We start from the raw sequence: 18,054 nt of genomic DNA, 5'->3' as shown, positions 1-18,054 counted from the left end.
CGAGCCTCCATGCAAGACAAATACTCTCCCCAAGAGGTTGAGCGCGCCGCGCAAGACCACTGGACCGCCCGCGATGCCTACCGCGTGGTCGAAGACGCGAACAAGAAGAAGTTCTACGCCTGCTCGATGCTGCCCTACCCCAGCGGCAAGTTGCACATGGGCCATGTGCGCAACTACACCATCAACGACATGCTCACGCGCTACCTGCGCATGAACGGCCACAACGTGCTCATGCCCATGGGTTGGGACGCATTCGGCCTGCCGGCCGAGAACGCGGCGCTCAAGAACGGCGTGCCGCCCGCCAAGTGGACGTACGAGAACATCGCGTACATGAAGACGCAGATGCAGGCCATGGGCCTGGCCATCGACTGGTCGCGCGAAGTCGCCACCTGCGACCCCGAGTACTACCGCTGGAACCAGTGGCTGTTCCTGAAGATGCTGGACAAGGGCATCGCCTACCGCAAGACCCAGGTCGTGAACTGGGACCCGGTGGACCAGACCGTGCTGGCCAACGAGCAGGTCATCGACGGCAAGGGCTGGCGCACCGGCGCCACGGTGGAAAAGCGCGAGATCCCCGGCTACTACCTGAAGATCACCGACTACGCCGAAGAACTGCTGGACTTCGTCACCGGCGACAAGCTGCCCGGCTGGCCCGAGCGCGTCAAGCTCATGCAGGAGAACTGGATCGGCAAGAGCGAAGGCGTGCGCTTCGCCTTCCCGCACGACATCCGCGGTGACGATGGCGCGCTGATCGGCGATGGCCGCATGTACGTCTTCACCACGCGTGCCGACACCATCATGGGCGTGACCTTCTGCGCCGTAGCGCCCGAGCACCCGCTCGCCGCCCATGCGGCACGCGGCAACCCGGCGCTGGCGGCCTTCATCGAGGAATGCAAGAGCGGCGGCACGACCGAGGCCGAACTGGCCACGCAGGAAAAGAAGGGCCAGCCCACGGGTCTGTTCGTCACCCACCCCATCACCGAGGAGCAGATCCCGGTGTGGGTGGGCAATTACGTGCTCATGGGCTATGGCGACGGTGCCGTGATGGGCGTGCCGGCGCACGACGAGCGCGACTTCGCCTTCGCCCTCAAGTACGACCTGGAAATCAAGCAGGTGGTGCTGGTGGACGGCGAGCACTTCAACTACCACCAGTGGAACGACTGGTATGGCGACAAGCAGCGCGGTGTGACCATCAACTCCGACAGCTTCAGCGGCATGGGCTACAAGGAGGCCGTGGCCGCCGTGGCCCACGCGCTGCAGGCCAAGGGCCTGGGCGAGACCAAGACCACCTGGCGCCTGCGCGACTGGGGCGTTTCGCGCCAGCGCTACTGGGGCACGCCGATTCCCATCATCCATTGCGAAGAGCACGGCGCCGTGCCGGTGCCCGAGAAGGACCTGCCGGTGGTGCTGCCCACCGACTGCGTGCCCGATGGCTCGGGCAACCCGCTGCACAAGCACGAGGGCTTTCACGCCGGCGTGGTCTGCCCCGTCTGCGGCAAGGCCGCGCGGCGCGAGACCGACACCATGGACACCTTCGTGGACAGCTCCTGGTACTTCATGCGCTACTGCGACCCGAAGAACAATGACGCCATGGTGGCCGACGGCACGGCCTACTGGATGCGCGATCAGAAAGTCGCGACCGGTGGTGCCGGCATGGACCAGTACATCGGCGGTATCGAGCATGCCATCCTGCACCTGCTGTATGCACGCTTCTGGACCAAGGTCATGCGCGACCTGGGCCTGGTGACGGTGGACGAACCGTTTGCCCACCTGCTCACGCAGGGCATGGTGCTCAACCACATCTACTTCACGCGCGACGAGAAGGGTGGCAAGAGCTACTTCCCGCCCGAGGGCGTGACCCCCGTGCTGGATGCCCAGGGCCGCATCACCGGCGGCAAGCTGAACGAGGCCGAGGGCCGGTTCGCGCAAGGCCTGCTGCTGGAATACGGCGGCGTCGGCAAGATGGGCAAGACCGAGCGCAACGGTGTCGATCCGCAGGACCTGATCGCCAGGTACGGTGCCGACACCGCCCGCCTGTACACCATGTTCACGGCCCCGCCCGAAGCCACGCTGGAGTGGAACGATGCCGCCGTGGAAGGCAGCTACCGCTTTCTGCGCCGCGTGTGGAACTTCGGCTTCAAGCTCGCGGCCATCGACCGGGATGCGACGCTGGCCAGCGTGGCCGGGGCCACCAGCCTGGCCGACGTGCAGTTCGGCAAGGAGGCCAAGGCCCTGCGCCTGGAGATCCACACCGTGCTCAAGCAGGTGGACTACGACTACCAGCGCATGCAGTACAACACGGTGGTCTCGGGCGCGATGAAGATGATCAACGCGCTCGAGGACTTCAAGGCCACCGACTCGGCCGGCGCCCAGGTGGCGTTGATCGAGGGCTTCGGCATCCTGCTGCGCAGCCTGTACCCTGCCACGCCGCACATCGCCCACACGCTGTGGACCACGCTGGGCTATGCCGGCGCCCTCGGCGAACTGCTCGATGCGCCCTGGCCCCAGGTGGATGCCGGCGCGCTGGTGCAGGACGAGATCGAGCTCATGCTCCAGGTCAACGGCAAGCTGCGCGGCTCCATCCTTGTGCCGGCCCAGGCCGACAAGGCCGAGATCGAGCGTGTTGCGCTGGCCAGCGAAGCCTTTGTCGCCCAGGCCGCCGGGGCTGTGCCCAAGCGCGTGATCGTGGTGCCGGGGCGCCTGGTGAACGTGGTGGTGTGAGCATGATGAACAAGCGCACCCTGCTCACGCTCGCACCTGCCGCGCTGCTCGCGGCCTGCGGCTTCCGCCTGCGCGGAGTGCCCGAGTTCTCGTTCGATACGCTGTTCATCGCCGCGCCTCCCAGCTCGACGCTGGCGCGCGAGCTGCAGCGCACGCTGGATGGGTCCGGCTCCAAGCTCACGGTGCTGCGCGACATGGCCGACCTGCCCAAGGCCCAGGTCGGGCTGGAGCTGTTGTCCGAGCAGCGCGAGCGCGTGGTCGTGGGGCAGAACGCCTCGGGCCAGGTGCGCGAACTGCAGCTGCGGCTGCGCGTGAAGTTCCGGGTGCGCGGTGCCAATGGCGCCGAGCTCATGCCCGAGACCGAGCTGCTGCAGCAGCGCGACATCAGCTACAACGAAACCATCGCCCTGGCCAAGGAGGCCGAAGAGGCCCTGCTGTACCGCAACATGCAGACCGACATCGTGCAGCAGCTGCTGCGCCGCCTGGCGGTCGTGAAACGGTAGCCCCCTGAGTCGCTTCGCGCCTTCCCCCCAAAGGGGGACGCCCCCAGCGCGGCGGGGCGGCCCTTGCGCGGGGGCACTGGCTTTGGCCGCGCCAGTATCGAGCACTATCGGCGCATGCAGTGCTGCCGGGAATCCATCGGCATCACCTCAGGGGCGGTACTCGCATCAAAGTGCTCTTGCCGAAGAGTGATTCCACCAGGTCCACGGCCACCTCGGCCGTCTGGTTGCGCACATCGAGGGCCGGGTTCAGCTCCATGATGTCCAGCGACGCCAGGCGGCCGCTGTCGGCAATCATCTCCATGCACAGCTGGGCCTCGCGGTAGGTGGGGCCGCCGGGCACGGTGGTGCCCACGCCGGGGGCGATGGCAGGGTCGAGGAAGTCCACGTCGAAGCTCACGTGCAGGTGGGTCTCGTCGTCCATGCCGGCCAGGGCCTGCTGCATGGCCTGGCGCATGCCGATCTCGTCGATGGCGCGCATGTCGAACACCTCCAGCCCCTGCTCGTGCACCAGGCGCTTCTCGCCCGCATCCACGCTGCGGATGCCGATCTGGCGCACCTGCTGAGGCCGCAGGGCCGGGCCGCCGCCAGGCATGCCGGCCAGGCCCGTGAGCTCGGGCGGGCCCAGGCCGCACAGGCAGGCCACGGGCATGCCATGCACATTGCCGCTCGGGGTCAGGGCGCTGGTGTTGAAGTCGGCATGGGCGTCGAGCCAGAGCACGCGCAGCGTCTTGCCGGTATCGGCACAGTGCCTCGCGACGGCGCTGATGCTGCCCAGGCCCAGGCAGTGGTCACCCCCCAGCAGAATTGGCAGGCGGCCTTGCTGCAGCTCGGCATAGACCGCATCGAACACCAGCTGGTTCCACTGCACCACCTCGGGCAGGTGGCGGTAACCGTCCACGGGCGGCTGCCAGGGGTTGGCCGGGCCGTTCAGGTTGCCGCGGTCCACCACCTGCAGGTCGTGCCGCTCCAGGGCCGCCTGCAAGCCCGCCACGCGCAGGGCTTCGGGCCCCATGGAGGCGCCGCGCGCGCCAGCGCCAATGTCGGTGGGCGCGCCGATCAGGCTGGCGGCAGGGGGCGGTGCGGGGGAGATGGTCATGCGGGAAAGCCTTTGTGGGGTGGGAGGAGGCCGCTGCGGCACGGGTAGCGCGGCAGCTGGCAGGCCACTATTGTGGGTCTGCGCACGGGCAATGCAAAGCCAAAAGCCTGCGCCATTTAGGCCACAAATCGATCAATTTGTCGTTTCGAAATGGCAGTTTGCAGGGCTTGGCCCTGCATCACATTCCCGCGAGGCCTGGCATGCGCCCCGGGGGCGATAGACTTTGCCCCATGCAAGTCGCCCTGGCCCAACTCTCCTCCCACCTCCAAAAGGGCCTGTCGCCACTGTATGTGCTGCATGGCGATGAAGCGCTTTTGCAGCAGGAGGCGGCCGATGCCATCCGCGCCACGGCGCGCAGCCAGGGCTATACCGAGCGCAGCTCGTACACGGTAGCGGGTGCCCACTTCGATTGGAGCGCCGTGCTGGCTGCGGGCGGTTCGCTGAGCCTGTTTGCCGACAAGCAGATCGTGGAGATCCGTATCCCTTCGGGCAAGCCCGGCAAGGATGGCAGCCTGGCGCTGCAGCAGATTGCCGACGCGGCCAGGGGCAACGACAGCACGCTCACGCTGGTGATGCTGCCGCGCCTGGACAAGGCCACGCGCACGGGCGCCTGGTTCGCGGCGCTGGAGGGCAACGGCACCTCGGTCCAGATCGACCCCATCGAGCGCGGCATGCTGCCGCAGTGGATCGCCCAGCGCCTGGCCACCCAGGGCCAGCGCGTGGTGGCGGGCGAGGAAGGCCAGCGCACGCTGCAGTTCTTTGCCGACCGCGTCGAGGGCAACCTGCTCGCCGCGCACCAGGAGATCCAGAAGCTGGCGCTTTTGCACCCGCCAGGCGAGCTCACGCAGGCCCAGGTGGAGGCCGCCGTGCTCAACGTGGCGCGCTACGACGTGTTCAAGCTGTCCGAATCGGTGCTGGCCGGCCACACCGGGCGCGTGCAGCGCATGCTCGACGGCCTGCAGGCCGAGGGCGAGGCCGAGGTGCTGGTGCACTGGGCCCTGGCCGAGGACATCCGTGCCCTGAAACGTGTGAAGGACGCCATGAACGCCGGGCGCCCGCTGCCCATGGCCCTGCGCGAGAACCGCATCTGGGGCCCCAAGGAGCGCCTGTTCGAACGCATCTTGCCCAAGGTCAGCGACGCGGCACTGGCGCGCCTGCTGCAGTCGGCCCACACGGTGGACGGCATCGTCAAGGGCCTGAAGTCGCCTGACTGGCCCACCGATGGCTGGCAGGCCTTGCAGCGCCTGGCGCTGCAGCTGTGCCGGCTGACAAGTTCGGCAAAGTAACCCGCGCTGCGTTCAGCGCGCGTCCAGCGTGCCGCGCGCCTTGTCCACCCACATCTGCAGGTTGGCCACCAGGTCTTTCTGGCTGAAGGAGCAGCTCTCTTCGGAGAACAGCGCGCTCGATTCGAGCCGGTCCAGCAGGTTCAGCAGCACCTCGCTGTAGCGCGGCGGCAGCGCCGCCAGCAATTGGGCCTGCCCGCGCGCCAGTTCGCTCAGGGACGCGGCACTGGCCGCGCCCTCGCTGAAACGCGCCAGCGCGGCTTGCAAGGTGGTGAGTTGGTCGTGTTCGGCTGCCATGCCCCAAGTATCCGCGAAAGGCCCGGGGGCTTCTGTAACCGCACGGCCGTGCGCTTTTGCGGGCCGGCTTCGTGCACAAGTTCACGCCGGGCCCGCCGGCCTGCGCCTCACACCATTGTTTGCAAAGCCCGCCGCCGTCAGACTCGCGGCCAGGCGGTTCGCAGCCATGCATCACAAAGATGCTGGCACGGCGCACACCGCTGGTTCATGGAGCCCTCCATGGGTTCTGAACGTTCTACCTGTCTTTGACTTTGTCTCTATTTACCGAACTGCTGAGAACACCGATGAAACAACAATTGCTGAAGAACCAGTATTTCCGCACCGGCGCAGCCCTGGGCGCTGCCGCACTGTGCTGCGCTTTCGCGATGGGCTCCGCGCACGCAGTGCAGCCGGCCATCTCCATGGGCTACGACCACGCGCTGGTGCTGCGCTCCGACGGCACCGTCTGGTCCTGGGGCTACGGCGGCGGTGGGCAACTGGGCCTGGGCAACACCAGCACGCGCACGGTGCCCACGCAGATCCCCACACTGCAGAACGTGGTGCAGGTGGTGGCGCGGGGTTCGTTCTCGCTGGCGCTCAAGGCCGACGGCACGGTCTGGGCCTGGGGTGACAACTCGGGCGGCCGCACCGGTGGCAACGGCACCAGCGTGCCCGTGCAGATCAACGGCCTGGCCAACATCGTGAGCATCAACGCCGGCACCGACACCGCTGCCGCCTTCGCCACCGACGCAGCAGGCCAAGTCTACGCCTGGGGCAGCAACAGCTCCGCCCTGCTGGGCACCGGCCAGACCAGCCCCGGCGGCAACCCCGTGCCCCGCCTGGTGGCCGGCGCCCAAGGTGCCGTCGCCGTGAGCGCCTCGGATGCTGCGGCCCTCGCACTGCGCCAGGACGGCAAAGTCCTCGCCTGGGGCTCCAACGGCAACAAGGCCCTGGCCCCGGTGGCCGGCACCGCTACCGCCCCCGTCGTGATCGACGCCCTGGGCAGCGTACAGGCCGTGGCCGCTACCTCCATGAACATCGCCGGCCAGTACTACGCCCTCAAGAACGACGGCAGCGTAGCCGTCTGGGGCCAGGCCTCCACCAACGCCACCTACTGCGGCCAAAAAGGCATCCAGAACGGCGGTTTTGCCCTGATCGACATCTCCCCCATCCTCGGCCTGTCGCGCATTCAGCAGATCGAGCCTGGCGATGGCCACACCCTGTTCGTCGATGCCGACGGTGCCGTGCACGCCTGCGGCGTCAACAGCGCTGGCCAGCTCGGTGATGGCACCCTGGTCAACCCCTCGACCGAAGTGCCCAAGATTGCGCACGTTGCGGGTCTTCCGCCCGTGGTCGCTGCAGCGGCGGGCTCTGCGATCTCCGGTGTGATCGGTGTGGACGGCAGCGTCTGGATCTGGGGCAAGGGCACGAACCTGGGCGGAACCGACAAGAGCACTGCCCCTGTGCGCGTGCTGGGCGGCAATGGCGCGGCCTTCGATGCCGGGCGGGTGGGAGACGCCAGCGGCACCTTCGCTGGCGGGCAGACCGGCCCCCTGAGCAACGTGACGGTGGACGTGGGCGCCACGGTCTCCACCCTGCACCGCGGCAAGACGGGCCGCGTCTACGTGGCAGCGCTGGCCGGTTCGACCGTGCTTTTCCTGGGCCCCAACGGCTGGGCTCCCTACACGGGCGGCGCCTTTCCTGCCTACCTGTCGGGGGCGCTGCCCCGCTCGGTCCCGGTGCGCATCGCCTCGGGCCTGAACTTCAGCGGGCTGGAAGGCGTGCAGCTGGTCGTGGGCTACGGCGTGGGCGACGATGCCGCTGCAGCCGCCGAAATGGTCCGTGCGGGCCGCTACAAGGTGGTGCATACGCTCCATTGAGTGCCTGCAGGCCGGCGCGGACAAGGCCGTTCCGCCGGATGGCGGCGGGCGGCAGCCCCGGCATCCGCCCCCGGCCTGGGCCGCATGCCCTGCCCCTGGGTGCGCAGGGGCAGGGCGCTTCTGCGAGAATCGGCGCCATGAACGCGCTCAATGTGGCTGAATACACGCACACCCTCGGATCCCAGGCCAAGGCCGCCTCCGCCCGCATGGCGCGTGCGCCGGCCGCCGTCAAGAACAAGGCCCTGCGCGCCCTGGCGCTCCTGCTGCGCGAGCACACGGCGGCACTGCAGGGCGACAATGCCCGCGACCTGGAGCGCGCCCGTGCCGCCGGCTTGGCCGAACCCCTGGTCGACCGCCTCAAGCTCACGCCCAAGGTGCTCGACACCTGTGCCGAAGGCTGCGAACAGCTCGCCGCCATGGCCGATGTGATCGGCGAGATCATCGGCATGAAGCAGCAGCCCAGCGGCATCCGCGTGGGCCAGATGCGCGTGCCCATCGGTGTCTTCGGCATGATCTACGAGAGCCGCCCCAACGTGACCATCGAGGCCGCCAGCCTCTCCATCAAGAGCGGCAATGCCTGCATCCTGCGCGGCGGTTCGGAAGCCATCGACTCTAACAAGGCGCTGGCGCGCCTGGTGCAGCTGGCGCTGGCCGAGGCCGGCCTGCCGCAGGACGCGGTGCAACTGGTGCAGACCACCGACCGCGAGGCCGTGGGCCAGCTCATCACCATGCCGCAGTTCGTGGACGTGATCATCCCGCGCGGTGGCAAGGGCCTCATCGAGCGCATCAGCCGCGATGCCAAGGTGCCCGTCATCAAGCACCTGGACGGCAATTGCCACACCTACGTGGACGACCCCTGCGACGTGGCCATGGCCGTCAAGGTGGCCGACAACGCCAAGACGCAGAAGTACAGCCCCTGCAATGCCAGCGAGGGCCTGCTGGTCGCGCGCGGCGTGGCGGCCGATTTCCTGCCGCAGATCGGTGCTGTCTATGCCGCCAAGGGCGTGGAAATGCGTGTCTGCCCCGAGAGCCGCAGCCTGCTGGCCTCGGTGGCCGGCGCCAGGCTGGTCGATGCCACCGAGCAGGACTGGTCCGAGGAGTACCTGGCGCCCATCATCAGCATCAAGCTGGTCGACGGGGTGGACGAGGCGATCGCGCACATCAACCACTATTCGTCGCACCATACCGACGCCATCCTGACCACCAACCATGTGCATGCCCAGCGCTTCCTGCGCGAGGTGGATTCGGCCAGCGTCATGGTCAATGCCAGCACGCGCTTTGCCGATGGCTTCGAATACGGGCTGGGGGCGGAGATTGGCATCAGCACCGACAAGTTCCATGCCCGCGGCCCCGTGGGCATCGAGGGCCTGACCTCGCTCAAGTACGTGGTGCTGGGCGAAGGCGAGGTGCGCAGTTGATGCTCGGCCCCGGCGGCCGCTTGCGGCAGCCGGCTTGACGCGCACGCCGCACCTACCCATCATCCTTCCGTGAAAATCATCATCCTGGGTGCCGGCCGTGTCGGCCACAGCGTGGCCGAGAGCCTGGTCTCCGAGCGCAACGACATCACCGTCATCGACACCGATGCCGAGCGCCTGCGCGACCTGGAGTCGCGCTTCGACCTGCGCGGCGTGGTCGGCAGCGGCATCGACCCCGCCGTACTGGCCGAGGCCGGCGCGCACGACACCGACCTGCTGATCGCCTGCGCGGCGCAGGACGAAACCAACCTGGTGTGCTGCAAAGTCGCGCAGATCGTGTTCAACATCCCCACGCGCATTGCGCGCGTGCGCTCCTCGGGTTTCGACGATGACGCGCGGCTGGTGGGGCCGGAAGGCTTTGCGGTGGACCGCATCATCTGCCCCGAGGAATCGCTGACCCGCTACATCGGCAAGCTCATCGAGTACCCCGAGGCCATGCAGGTGCGCGAGTTCGCGGGCGGTCGGGCCTGCCTGGCCTCGGTGCGCGCGCGGACCGGCGCGCCCATGGTGGGCCACACCATTGCCGAACTGCGTGCCGACGCACCCGACGTGGCGGTGCGCATCGTGGCCATCTACCGGCGCTTTCCCGACGAGCCTGACCGCTTCGTGGCCTGCGACGGCACCACGCGCATCGAGCCGGGCGACGAGGTCTTCGTGCTCGCGGCCAGTGAGCACATCGCGCACGTGCTGGCCGCACTGCACCGGCGCGGCGCCACGGCCGTGCAGCCCGTGCGCCGCATCATGATCGCCGGGGGGGGGCGTGTGGGCCTGCGCCTGGCGCGCCAGTTGGCCAAGCAGGGCGGGCGTTTTCGCGTGAAGATCATCGAGGACGATGCACAGCGCTGCATCGAGCTGGCGTCCCTGCTGCCTGCCGACACCCTGGTGCTGCAGGGCGACGCCACCGACGAGGACCTGCTCGGCGACGAGAACATCGAGGAGATCGACCTCTTCCTGGCGCTCACCGACGACGATGAGAACAACATCATGTCCTGCCTGCTGGCCAAGCGCTTGGGCGCCCGCCGGGTGCTGGCGCTGATCAACCGGCGCAGCTATGCCGACCTGATGCACGGCACGCAGATCGACATTGCGCTGTCGCCCGCGCAGGCCATGCTCGGCGAACTGCTGGCCTATGTGCGGCGCGGCGACGTGCAGGCCGTGCACAGCCTGCGCCGGGGCGTGGCCGAGGCGCTGGAGATCGTCGCCCGCGGCGACCGCAAGAGTTCGCGCGTGGTGGGCCGCAAGGTGGGCGAACTGCAATTGCCCGGCGAGGTGCACATGGGCCTCATCGTGCGCGGCCTGCCCGACTCGCCCGATGTCTCGCCCGAAGACCTGCGCGAGCCGCAGGTGATCATCCCGCGCAGTGCCACGGTGATCGAGGGCAACGACCACGTGGTGTTCTTCCTGCCGCACAAGCGATTGGTGCGCGAGGTGGAAAAGCTGTTCCGTGTGAGCGCCACCTTTTTCTGACGCGCCATGGTGGACCTGTTTCCCGTCCTGCGCGTGCTGGGCATCCTGGCCATGATCTTCTCGCTGGCCATGGGGCTGCCGCTGGCGGTCTCGCTGTGGACGCGCGACGGCATCTGGCACGTGTACCCGCAGGCCATGGGCGCCACCTTCATGGCCGGCGCCTGGCTCTGGTGGCGCCTGCGCCACTTCCGCCATGAGCTGCAGCCGCGCCACGGGGTGATGCTGGTGTCGCTGGTCTGGATGCTGCTGCCGCTGGCCGCAGCCCTGCCGCTGATGCTGGCGGGGCACCACATCGGGCGCTCGATGTCGTTCACCCATGCGTATTTCGAGGCGGTGTCGGGTCTGACCACCACGGGAGCCACGGTGCTCGCGGGCCTTGACACCTTGCCGGTGTCGGTCAACGTCTGGCGCACTTTCCTGCAGTGGATGGGGGGCATGGGCATCCTGATCCTGGCGGTGGCCGTGCTGCCCCTGCTGGGCGTGGGGGGCAGCCAGCTGTTCAAGGCCGAAGCCGCCGGCCCGCTCAAGGACGCCAAGCTCACGCCGCGCATGACCGGCACGGCCAAGGGCCTGTGGGGGGTGTATGCGCTGTTCTCCGTGTCCTGCGGCCTGGCCTACTGGCTCGCCGGCATGGCGCCGCTGGATGCGCTGATGCACATGTTCACCACGGTGAGCCTGGGCGGCCTGTCTTCCCATGATGCGAGCTTCGGGCACTTCCAGTCGCCGCTGCTCGAAGCCCTCTGCATCTTCTTCATGCTGGTCGCCAGCTGCAACTTTGCGCTGTACTTCGTGGCCTTTCGCAAGGGGCACTGGCGCGGCTTCTGGACGGATCCGGAGCTGCGTGCCACGCTGTTCGCGCTGACCGGCGGCGGGCTGGTGGTGTCACTGCTGCTCTGGGCCAAGGGGGTGTACGCGCCGCTCGACGCCCTGCGCCATGGCATGTTCAACACCATCTCGCTGGCCACCACCACGGGCTACGCCACGGTGGACTACCTGGCCTGGCCGGTGTTCGCGCCCGTGTTCATACTGCTGCTGTCGGGGGTGGCCACCAGCGCCGGGTCGACCGGCGGCGGGATCAAGATGGTGCGCATGCTGATCCTGGTCAAGCAGGCGCGCCGCGAGATGAACCGCCTGGTGCACCCGCGTGCTGTGCAGCCGGTGTGCCTGGGCGGCGGTGTGGTGGACAACCGCGTGATCTTCTCCGTGCTGGCCTTCATGCTGGTGTACGGTGGCACGGTCTTCGGGCTGAGCATGCTGCTGCTGCTCACCGACCTGGATCCGGTGACCGCGTTTTCGGCGGTACTGGCCAGCGTCAATTGTGCAGGGCCAGGGCTGGGCAGCGTGGGGCCGGCAGGGAATTTCGCGGTGCTCACCGACTTCCAGATCTGGGTCTGCACCTTCGCCATGTTGCTCGGGCGGCTCGAAATCCTGAGCTTCATGGCGCTGTTGACCCCGTCGTTCTGGCGGCGCTGAAAGAAAGCCGCCCCGGGCTTGCGAAGAACCGGTCACGCCCCAACCCTACAATGGATCGCAATCGTTACCGTCTCCTCTGAGGGCTCCCCATGGTTCCGCATCTCATCACGGCCCTCACCGGGCCGATCAACGAACTCGAGCAGCGCGTGCTCGACTCCATGCCCGCCATCGAGCGCTGGTTCCGGCTGGAGTGGATGGAGCACACCCCGCCGTTCTACACCTCGGTGGACATCCGCAACGCCGGCTTCAAGCTGGCCCCGGTCGACACCAACCTGTTTCCCGGCGGCTGGAACAACCTGACCAAGGAGATGCTGCCGCTGGCCGTGCAGGCGGCCATGGCCGCCATCGAGAAGATCTGCCCCGAGGCGCGCAACCTGCTGATCATTCCCGAGAACCACACGCGCAATACCTTCTACCTGTCGAACGTGGTGCAGCTGCAGCGCATCTTCAACATGGCGGGGCTTAACGTGCGCGTGGGCTCCATCAGCCCCGAGATCAAGAAACCCACCCTGATCGAGCTGCCCAATGGCGACACGGTGACGCTGGAGCCCGTGGTGCGCACCAAGCGCCGCCTGGGGCTCAAGGACTTCGACCCCTGCACCATCCTGCTGAACAACGACCTCACGGCGGGCGCGCCAGGCATCCTGGAAGACATCCACGAGCAGTACCTGCTGCCGCCGTTGCACGCCGGCTGGAGCGTGCGCAAGAAGAGCACCCACTTCAAGAACTACGAAGAGGTGGCCAAGCGCTTCGGCAAGATGCTGGGCATCGACCCCTGGCTGGTGAACCCCATGTTCAGCCAGTGCGGGGACGTGGACTTCTCCGAGGGTGCGGGCATGGAGAACCTGCAGACGCACGTGGATGCGCTGCTGACCAAGGTGCGCCGCAAGTACAAGGAATACGGCATCAACGAAAAGCCCTTCGTGATCGTCAAGGCCAACAACGGCACCTACGGCATGGGCATCATGACCGTGCGCGACGCCAAGGAGCTGGACGCGGTCAACCGCAAGACGCGCAACAAGATGGCCGTCATCAAGGACGGACAGGTGGTCAACGACGTGATCATCCAGGAAGGCGTGCTCACCCAGGAGCGGGTGAACGACGCCGTGGCCGAGCCCGTGGTCTACATGATGGACCGCTACGTGGTGGGCGGCTTCTACCGCATGCATGCCGAGCGCGGCATCGACGAGAACCTGAACGCGCCGGGCGCGAGCTTCGTGCCCCTGGCCTTCGAGCACAGCACGCACATGCCCCAGCCGGGCATGCGCCCCGGGGTGAGCGCGCCCAACCGCTTTTATATGTACGGCGTGGTGGCCCGTCTGGCCATGCTGGCCGCTAGCTATGAGCTGGAAGCCACCAATCCGGATGCAGAAGTCTACGACTAAGGTTTTCTCTCTAATGTGCGACACCCCCTCTCTCATATTGCTTCGCAATCTGGGAGGGGGACGCCCCCGGTGCGGCGGGGCGGCCCTTGCACGGGGGCGCTGGCCTTGCGCCGCGCCAGTTTCGTGGGTAAAGGGCTCTGAAACCTGCATGCCACGTCCGCGCAGGTGACGCCAGAGGCCAGTTGCTGCGCTGCAACATGCCCTGCGCTGGTGCGCCGCTGCACCAGCGCAGGAGCACAATAGCGTTCCCAAAAGTAACGGAACCCCGGCAGCAACGTGTGCCGGGTGCGGTCAGTGCAAAGCTCCAAATCCTCGCTCGCAGCGCTCACGCTGGGCGCCATCGGTGTTGTCTACGGTGATATCGGCACCAGCGTGCTGTATGCGGTCAAGGAGGTGTTCGGGTCCGGCCATGTGCCTTTCACCCAGGACAACATCTACGGCATCCTGTCCATCCTCTTCTGGACGCTGACGGTCATCGTCTCCCTGAAGTACGTGGTGCTGGTGCTGCGTGCCGACAACAACGGCGAAGGCGGGCTGATCGCCATGCTGGCCCTGGCCTCCCAGGCCGTGAAGGACAAACCCCGCCTGCGCGGCGTGCTGCTGGGGGTGGGTATCTTCGGCACCTCGCTGTTCTATGGCGACGGGGTCATCACCCCGGCGATCTCGGTGCTCTCGGCGGTGGAGGGGCTGGAGGTGGTCTCGCCGCACTTCAAGCAGTACGTGCTCCCGCTGACCCTGGTGGTGCTGTTCTGCTTGTTCATGGTGCAAAAGCGCGGCACGAGCGGCATCGGCAAGTTCTTCGGGCCCATCACGCTGGTCTGGTTTGCGACCCTGGCGGTCCTGGGCGTGTCCCACATCGTCAGCCACCCCGAGATCCTCTGGGCCATGAGTCCGCACTATGCGCTGGGCTTCATGATCGCCAACCCGGGCACCAGCTTCATCATCCTGGGCGCCGTGGTGCTGTGCGTGACCGGTGCCGAGGCCTTGTACGCCGACCTCGGGCACTTCGGCAAGCGGCCCATCCGTCTGGCCTGGTTCTGCGTGGCCATGCCGGCACTCGTCCTCAACTACTTCGGCCAGGGTGCGCTGTTGCTGGCCCAGCCCGAGGCGGTGAAAAATCCATTCTTCATGATGGCGCCCGACTGGGCGCTGCTGCCCCTGGTAGTGCTGGCCACCCTGGCCACGGTGATCGCCTCGCAGGCGCTGATCACCGGCGCCTTCAGCGTGACCAAGCAGGCCATCCAGCTCGGTTATCTGCCGCGCCTGAACATCCAGCACACCAGCGTGCGCGACACGGGGCAGATCTACATCCCGCTCGTGAACTGGGGCCTGTTCGTGGCCATCGTGCTGGCCGTGGTGATGTTCCGCTCGTCGAGCAACCTGGCCGCCGCCTACGGCATCGCCGTGACGCTGGACATGCTGATCACCACCACGCTGACCTTCTTCGTGATCCGCTATGGCTGGGGTTACCCCTTGGCACTGTGCGTGGCCGCCACGGGCTGCTTCTTCGTGGTGGATCTGGCCTTCTTCGCCTCCAACCTGCTCAAGCTGTTCGCGGGCGGCTGGTTCCCGCTGATGATCGGTGGCATCGTCTTCACGCTGATGATGACCTGGAAGCAGGGGCGCCATCTGGTCAACGACAAGTTGCGTGCCGATGCCATCGACCTCAAGGACTTCCTGGAGTCGGTGTTCATCAGCCCGCCCACGCGCGTGGAAGGCACTGCCGTGTTCCTCACGGCCGAGACAGGCGTCGTGCCCAATGCGCTGCTGCACAACCTCAAGCACAACAAGGTGCTGCACGAGCAGAACCTGTTCGTCACGGTCAAGAGCCATGAGGTGCCCTGGATCGGCATGGACAAGCGCCTGCAGGTGGACGCCCTGGGCCACGATTGCTGGCAGGTGGTGGTGCACTACGGCTTCAAGAACGACCCCGACCTGCCGCGCGCCCTGGAGCAACTGCGTGGCCGCGGCTGTGGCATGGAGCCCATGACCACAAGCTACTTCCTCTCGCGCGACACCGTGGTGCCCACCATCGGCAGCGGCATGGCCCCCTGGCGCGAGAAGCTCTTCGCCCAGATGCACCACAACGCCAGCGGCGCGGCAGACTTCCTGCACCTGCCCAACAACGCGGTGGTGGAACTGGGCTCGAAGATCGAGATTTGACGCTCCCCGGAGCGAACCCCGCAGGGCCGAGATAGCCCCCGCCGCGCACCTTTTCGGTGCGCGAGGCAGAATCCAGCCCATGCAATTTTTCAAAGACCTGAGCCTGTCGTCGTTCACGGCAGGCTTCGTGGCCGTGCTCGTGGGCTTTACCAGTTCGGTGGCCATCGTCTTCCAGGCGGCGCAGGCCTTCCATGCCACGCCGGGGCAGGTCACCTCCTGGATCTGGGCGCTGGGTCTGGGCATGGGGCTGTGCTCCCTGGTGCCATCGCTGGTGCTTCGCATGCCGGTCATGATCGCGTGGTCGACCCCCGGCGCAGCGGTGCTGGCCACGGCGGGGCTGGCCGGTGGTTTCAGCATGGGCGAGGCCATCGGCGCCTTCATGGTCAGCGCCGCGCTGATCACGCTGTGCGGCGTCACCGGCTGGTTCGAGCGCATCATGAACCGCATCCCCATGGAGATCGCGGCCGGGTTGCTGGCTGGCGTGCTGGCGCGTTTCGGCATCCAGGCATTCACTGCAGCGCAAACGGCGCTGCCCCTGGTGCTGCTGATGCTGGCCACCTACCTGCTGGGGCGGCGCCTGCTGCCGCGCTATGCCGTGGTGCTCACGCTGGCATTGGGCATCGCCTGGGTGGCGCTGCGCGGGCAGATGGCCTGGTCGGCCGTGCACCTCTCGCTGGCCGCACCGGTGTGGACCACGCCAGAGTTCAGTCTGGCCGCCACCGTGAGCCTGGCCATCCCCCTGTTCGTGGTGACCATGGCCTCGCAGAACCTGCCGGGCGTTGCGGTCATCCGCGCATCGGGCTACCCCCTGCCCATCTCGCGCCTGCTCACCCTCTCGGGCCTGGGCACGCTGGTGCTGGCTCCGTTTGGCGCCTTTGCCCTGAATTTCAGCGCCATCACCGCTGCCATGTGCATGGGCCCCGAGGCACACGAAGACCGCGCCCGCCGCTACACGGCCGCGGTGTCCTGCGGCGCCATCTATGTGGTGATCGGGCTGTTCGGCGCGGTCATCACCGGGCTGCTCACCGCGTTCCCTTCCGAGCTGGTGGTGGCCATCGCCGGGCTGGCTCTGCTGGGCACCATCGGCAATGGCCTGGCGACGGCGCTGCGCGAGGAGGGGCACCGCGAGGCGGCGCTCATCACCTTCCTGGTCACTCTCAGCGGGGTGGTGGTGGCGGGCGTGGGCTCGGCCTTCTGGGGCGTGGTCGCAGGCAGCCTTGCGCTATTTGTGCAACAGTACGGGCGTACACGCACCCAGGGTGGCTGACGGCTCACGTCCTTCTATATATGGACAAAAGCCGTCCCTGCCATGGGGCGCCGGTCTTTTTACATTCATCCATCTTCCAGCCCATGCAAATCCTCTTCATCGCCGACCCGCTGGCCAGCTTCAAGATCTACAAGGACACGACCTTCGCCATGATGCGCGAGGCCCAGCGCCGAGGCCACACCATCGCGGTGTGCGGCCCGCAGGACGTAAGCTGGGTGTGCGGCGGCAAGGTGACGGCACGCGTGCGCGACATCGTGCTCACCGGCCACCCGGACGACTGGTACACCGAGCAGCCCGTGCGCAGCGCGGTGCTGGCCGACTTCGGCGCGGTGCTGATGCGCAAGGACCCGCCGTTCGACAGCGAATACTTCTACGCCACCCACATGCTGGAGCAGGCCGAGCGCGATGGCGCACGCGTATTCAACAAGCCCCGGGCGCTGCGCGACCACCCCGAGAAGCTGGCGATCATGGAGTTTCCGCAGTTCATCGGCCCCACCCTGGTCACGCGCGACCCGGCGGACATCCGCAGCTTCCATGCCGAGCACAAGGACATCATCCTGAAGCCCCTGGACGGCATGGGCGGCATGGGCATCTTCCGCGTGGGGCCGGACGGTCTGAACCTGGGCAGCATCATCGAGACGCTGAACAAGGACGGCGCCGAGAGCGTGATGGTGCAAAAATTCCTGCCCCAGATCTCCGAAGGCGACAAGCGCGTGCTCGTCATCGGCGGCAAGCCCGTGCCTTTCTGTCTGGCGCGCATCCCGCAGGGCACCGAAGTGCGTGGCAACCTGGCGGCCGGCGGCAAGGGTGTGGCGCGCCCCCTGTCTGAGCGCGACTGGGAGATCGGCAACGCCCTGGGCCCGATCCTGCAGGAGCGCGGTCTGCTGCTGGCCGGCGTGGACGTGATCGGTGACTGCGTCACCGAGATCAACGTCACCAGCCCCACCTGCTTCCAGGAGACCTTTGACCAGACCGGCTGCGATGTGGCGGCCATGTTCATCGATGCACTGGAGGCTGCGCTGGCTGCCTTGCCAGCGCGATAGGTTGCCGACTTTGCAGACGGTC

13 protein-coding genes are annotated in these 18,054 nt (G+C 67.3%); 11 read left to right on the top strand and 2 right to left on the bottom strand.

All coding sequences use genetic code 11. The annotated features are described in order from the left end of the window. Positions 1–9 precede the first annotated feature (9 nt). Together leuS and lptE are read left to right on the top strand one after the other, a co-directional pair. Positions 10–2,721: a leucine--tRNA ligase gene (leuS, locus tag U5N23_RS05960; RefSeq protein WP_322591906.1), complete on the top strand. Its 2,712-nt coding sequence runs from the start codon at positions 10–12 to the stop codon at positions 2,719–2,721. 5 nt (positions 2,722–2,726) lie between these two features. Beyond that, a complete protein-coding gene (gene lptE, locus U5N23_RS05955) occupies positions 2,727–3,224 on the top strand; it encodes an LPS assembly lipoprotein LptE (protein WP_322591905.1) in 498 nt (165 codons plus the stop codon). A gap of 142 nt (positions 3,225–3,366) precedes the next feature. Here lptE and rocF read toward each other — a convergent pair whose 3' ends face one another. Next, complete coding sequence (gene rocF, locus U5N23_RS05950; RefSeq protein ID WP_322591904.1) at positions 3,367–4,320, bottom strand: arginase; 954 nt, start codon at positions 4,318–4,320, stop codon at positions 3,367–3,369. A 230-nt stretch (positions 4,321–4,550) separates the two neighbouring features. On the opposite strand from rocF, the gene holA reads away from it, so the two are divergent. Next, on the top strand, positions 4,551–5,606 hold the full coding sequence (holA, locus tag U5N23_RS05945; protein ID WP_322591903.1) for a DNA polymerase III subunit delta: 1,056 nt from the start codon (positions 4,551–4,553) through the stop codon (positions 5,604–5,606). Between the two features lie 12 nt (positions 5,607–5,618). Here the strand turns inward: holA and U5N23_RS05940 are convergent, their stop codons facing one another. After that, positions 5,619–5,900, bottom strand: a complete 282-nt coding sequence (locus tag U5N23_RS05940; RefSeq protein ID WP_322591902.1) for a hypothetical protein — start codon at positions 5,898–5,900, stop codon at positions 5,619–5,621. Between the two features lie 284 nt (positions 5,901–6,184). On the opposite strand from U5N23_RS05940, the gene U5N23_RS05935 reads away from it, so the two are divergent. The 8 genes from U5N23_RS05935 (at position 6,185) to gshB (ending at position 18,032) form a co-directional block, all read left to right on the top strand. Continuing rightward, positions 6,185–7,759, top strand: coding sequence for a hypothetical protein (locus U5N23_RS05935; protein ID WP_322591901.1), 1,575 nt, complete (start codon positions 6,185–6,187; stop codon positions 7,757–7,759). A gap of 137 nt (positions 7,760–7,896) precedes the next feature. After that, positions 7,897–9,177 (top strand): glutamate-5-semialdehyde dehydrogenase, encoded by a 1,281-nt coding sequence (locus U5N23_RS05930; RefSeq protein WP_322591900.1) that lies wholly within the window; start codon positions 7,897–7,899, stop codon positions 9,175–9,177. Positions 9,178–9,246: 69 nt separating this feature from the next. Beyond that, positions 9,247–10,701 (top strand): Trk system potassium transporter TrkA, encoded by a 1,455-nt coding sequence (gene trkA, locus U5N23_RS05925; protein WP_322591899.1) that lies wholly within the window; start codon positions 9,247–9,249, stop codon positions 10,699–10,701. Between the two features lie 6 nt (positions 10,702–10,707). Next, positions 10,708–12,174: a TrkH family potassium uptake protein gene (locus U5N23_RS05920; protein WP_322591898.1), complete on the top strand. Its 1,467-nt coding sequence runs from the start codon at positions 10,708–10,710 to the stop codon at positions 12,172–12,174. Positions 12,175–12,263: 89 nt separating this feature from the next. Continuing rightward, a complete protein-coding gene (gene gshA, locus U5N23_RS05915) occupies positions 12,264–13,559 on the top strand; it encodes a glutamate--cysteine ligase (protein WP_322591897.1) in 1,296 nt (431 codons plus the stop codon). A gap of 294 nt (positions 13,560–13,853) precedes the next feature. Beyond that, complete coding sequence (locus tag U5N23_RS05910; protein WP_322591896.1) at positions 13,854–15,722, top strand: potassium transporter Kup; 1,869 nt, start codon at positions 13,854–13,856, stop codon at positions 15,720–15,722. Positions 15,723–15,801: 79 nt separating this feature from the next. Next, complete coding sequence (locus U5N23_RS05905; RefSeq protein WP_322591204.1) at positions 15,802–16,989, top strand: benzoate/H(+) symporter BenE family transporter; 1,188 nt, start codon at positions 15,802–15,804, stop codon at positions 16,987–16,989. An 83-nt stretch (positions 16,990–17,072) separates the two neighbouring features. After that, positions 17,073–18,032, top strand: coding sequence for a glutathione synthase (gshB, locus tag U5N23_RS05900; RefSeq protein WP_322591895.1), 960 nt, complete (start codon positions 17,073–17,075; stop codon positions 18,030–18,032). Positions 18,033–18,054 lie beyond the last annotated feature (22 nt).

Source organism: Acidovorax sp., assembly GCF_034519795.1.
In the GTDB taxonomy this organism is placed as follows: Bacteria; Pseudomonadota; Gammaproteobacteria; order Burkholderiales; family Burkholderiaceae_C; genus Acidovorax.
This window is presented reverse-complemented; position numbering and strand designations above follow the sequence as displayed.

What these genes read in the sequence shown, in the direction of transcription:
- leuS (WP_322591906.1), top strand. Translation starts at nt 10, where the DNA reads ATGCAAGACAAATACTCTCCCCAAGAGGTTGAGCGCGCCGCGCAAGAC.
- lptE (WP_322591905.1), top strand. Translation starts at nt 2,727, where the DNA reads ATGAACAAGCGCACCCTGCTCACGCTCGCACCTGCCGCGCTGCTCGCG.
- rocF (WP_322591904.1), bottom strand. Translation starts at nt 4,320, where the DNA reads ATGACCATCTCCCCCGCACCGCCCCCTGCCGCCAGCCTGATCGGCGCG.
- holA (WP_322591903.1), top strand. Translation starts at nt 4,551, where the DNA reads ATGCAAGTCGCCCTGGCCCAACTCTCCTCCCACCTCCAAAAGGGCCTG.
- U5N23_RS05940 (WP_322591902.1), bottom strand. Translation starts at nt 5,900, where the DNA reads ATGGCAGCCGAACACGACCAACTCACCACCTTGCAAGCCGCGCTGGCG.
- U5N23_RS05935 (WP_322591901.1), top strand. Translation starts at nt 6,185, where the DNA reads ATGAAACAACAATTGCTGAAGAACCAGTATTTCCGCACCGGCGCAGCC.
- U5N23_RS05930 (WP_322591900.1), top strand. Translation starts at nt 7,897, where the DNA reads ATGAACGCGCTCAATGTGGCTGAATACACGCACACCCTCGGATCCCAG.
- U5N23_RS05920 (WP_322591898.1), top strand. Translation starts at nt 10,708, where the DNA reads ATGGTGGACCTGTTTCCCGTCCTGCGCGTGCTGGGCATCCTGGCCATG.
- gshA (WP_322591897.1), top strand. Translation starts at nt 12,264, where the DNA reads ATGGTTCCGCATCTCATCACGGCCCTCACCGGGCCGATCAACGAACTC.
- U5N23_RS05905 (WP_322591204.1), top strand. Translation starts at nt 15,802, where the DNA reads ATGCAATTTTTCAAAGACCTGAGCCTGTCGTCGTTCACGGCAGGCTTC.
- gshB (WP_322591895.1), top strand. Translation starts at nt 17,073, where the DNA reads ATGCAAATCCTCTTCATCGCCGACCCGCTGGCCAGCTTCAAGATCTAC.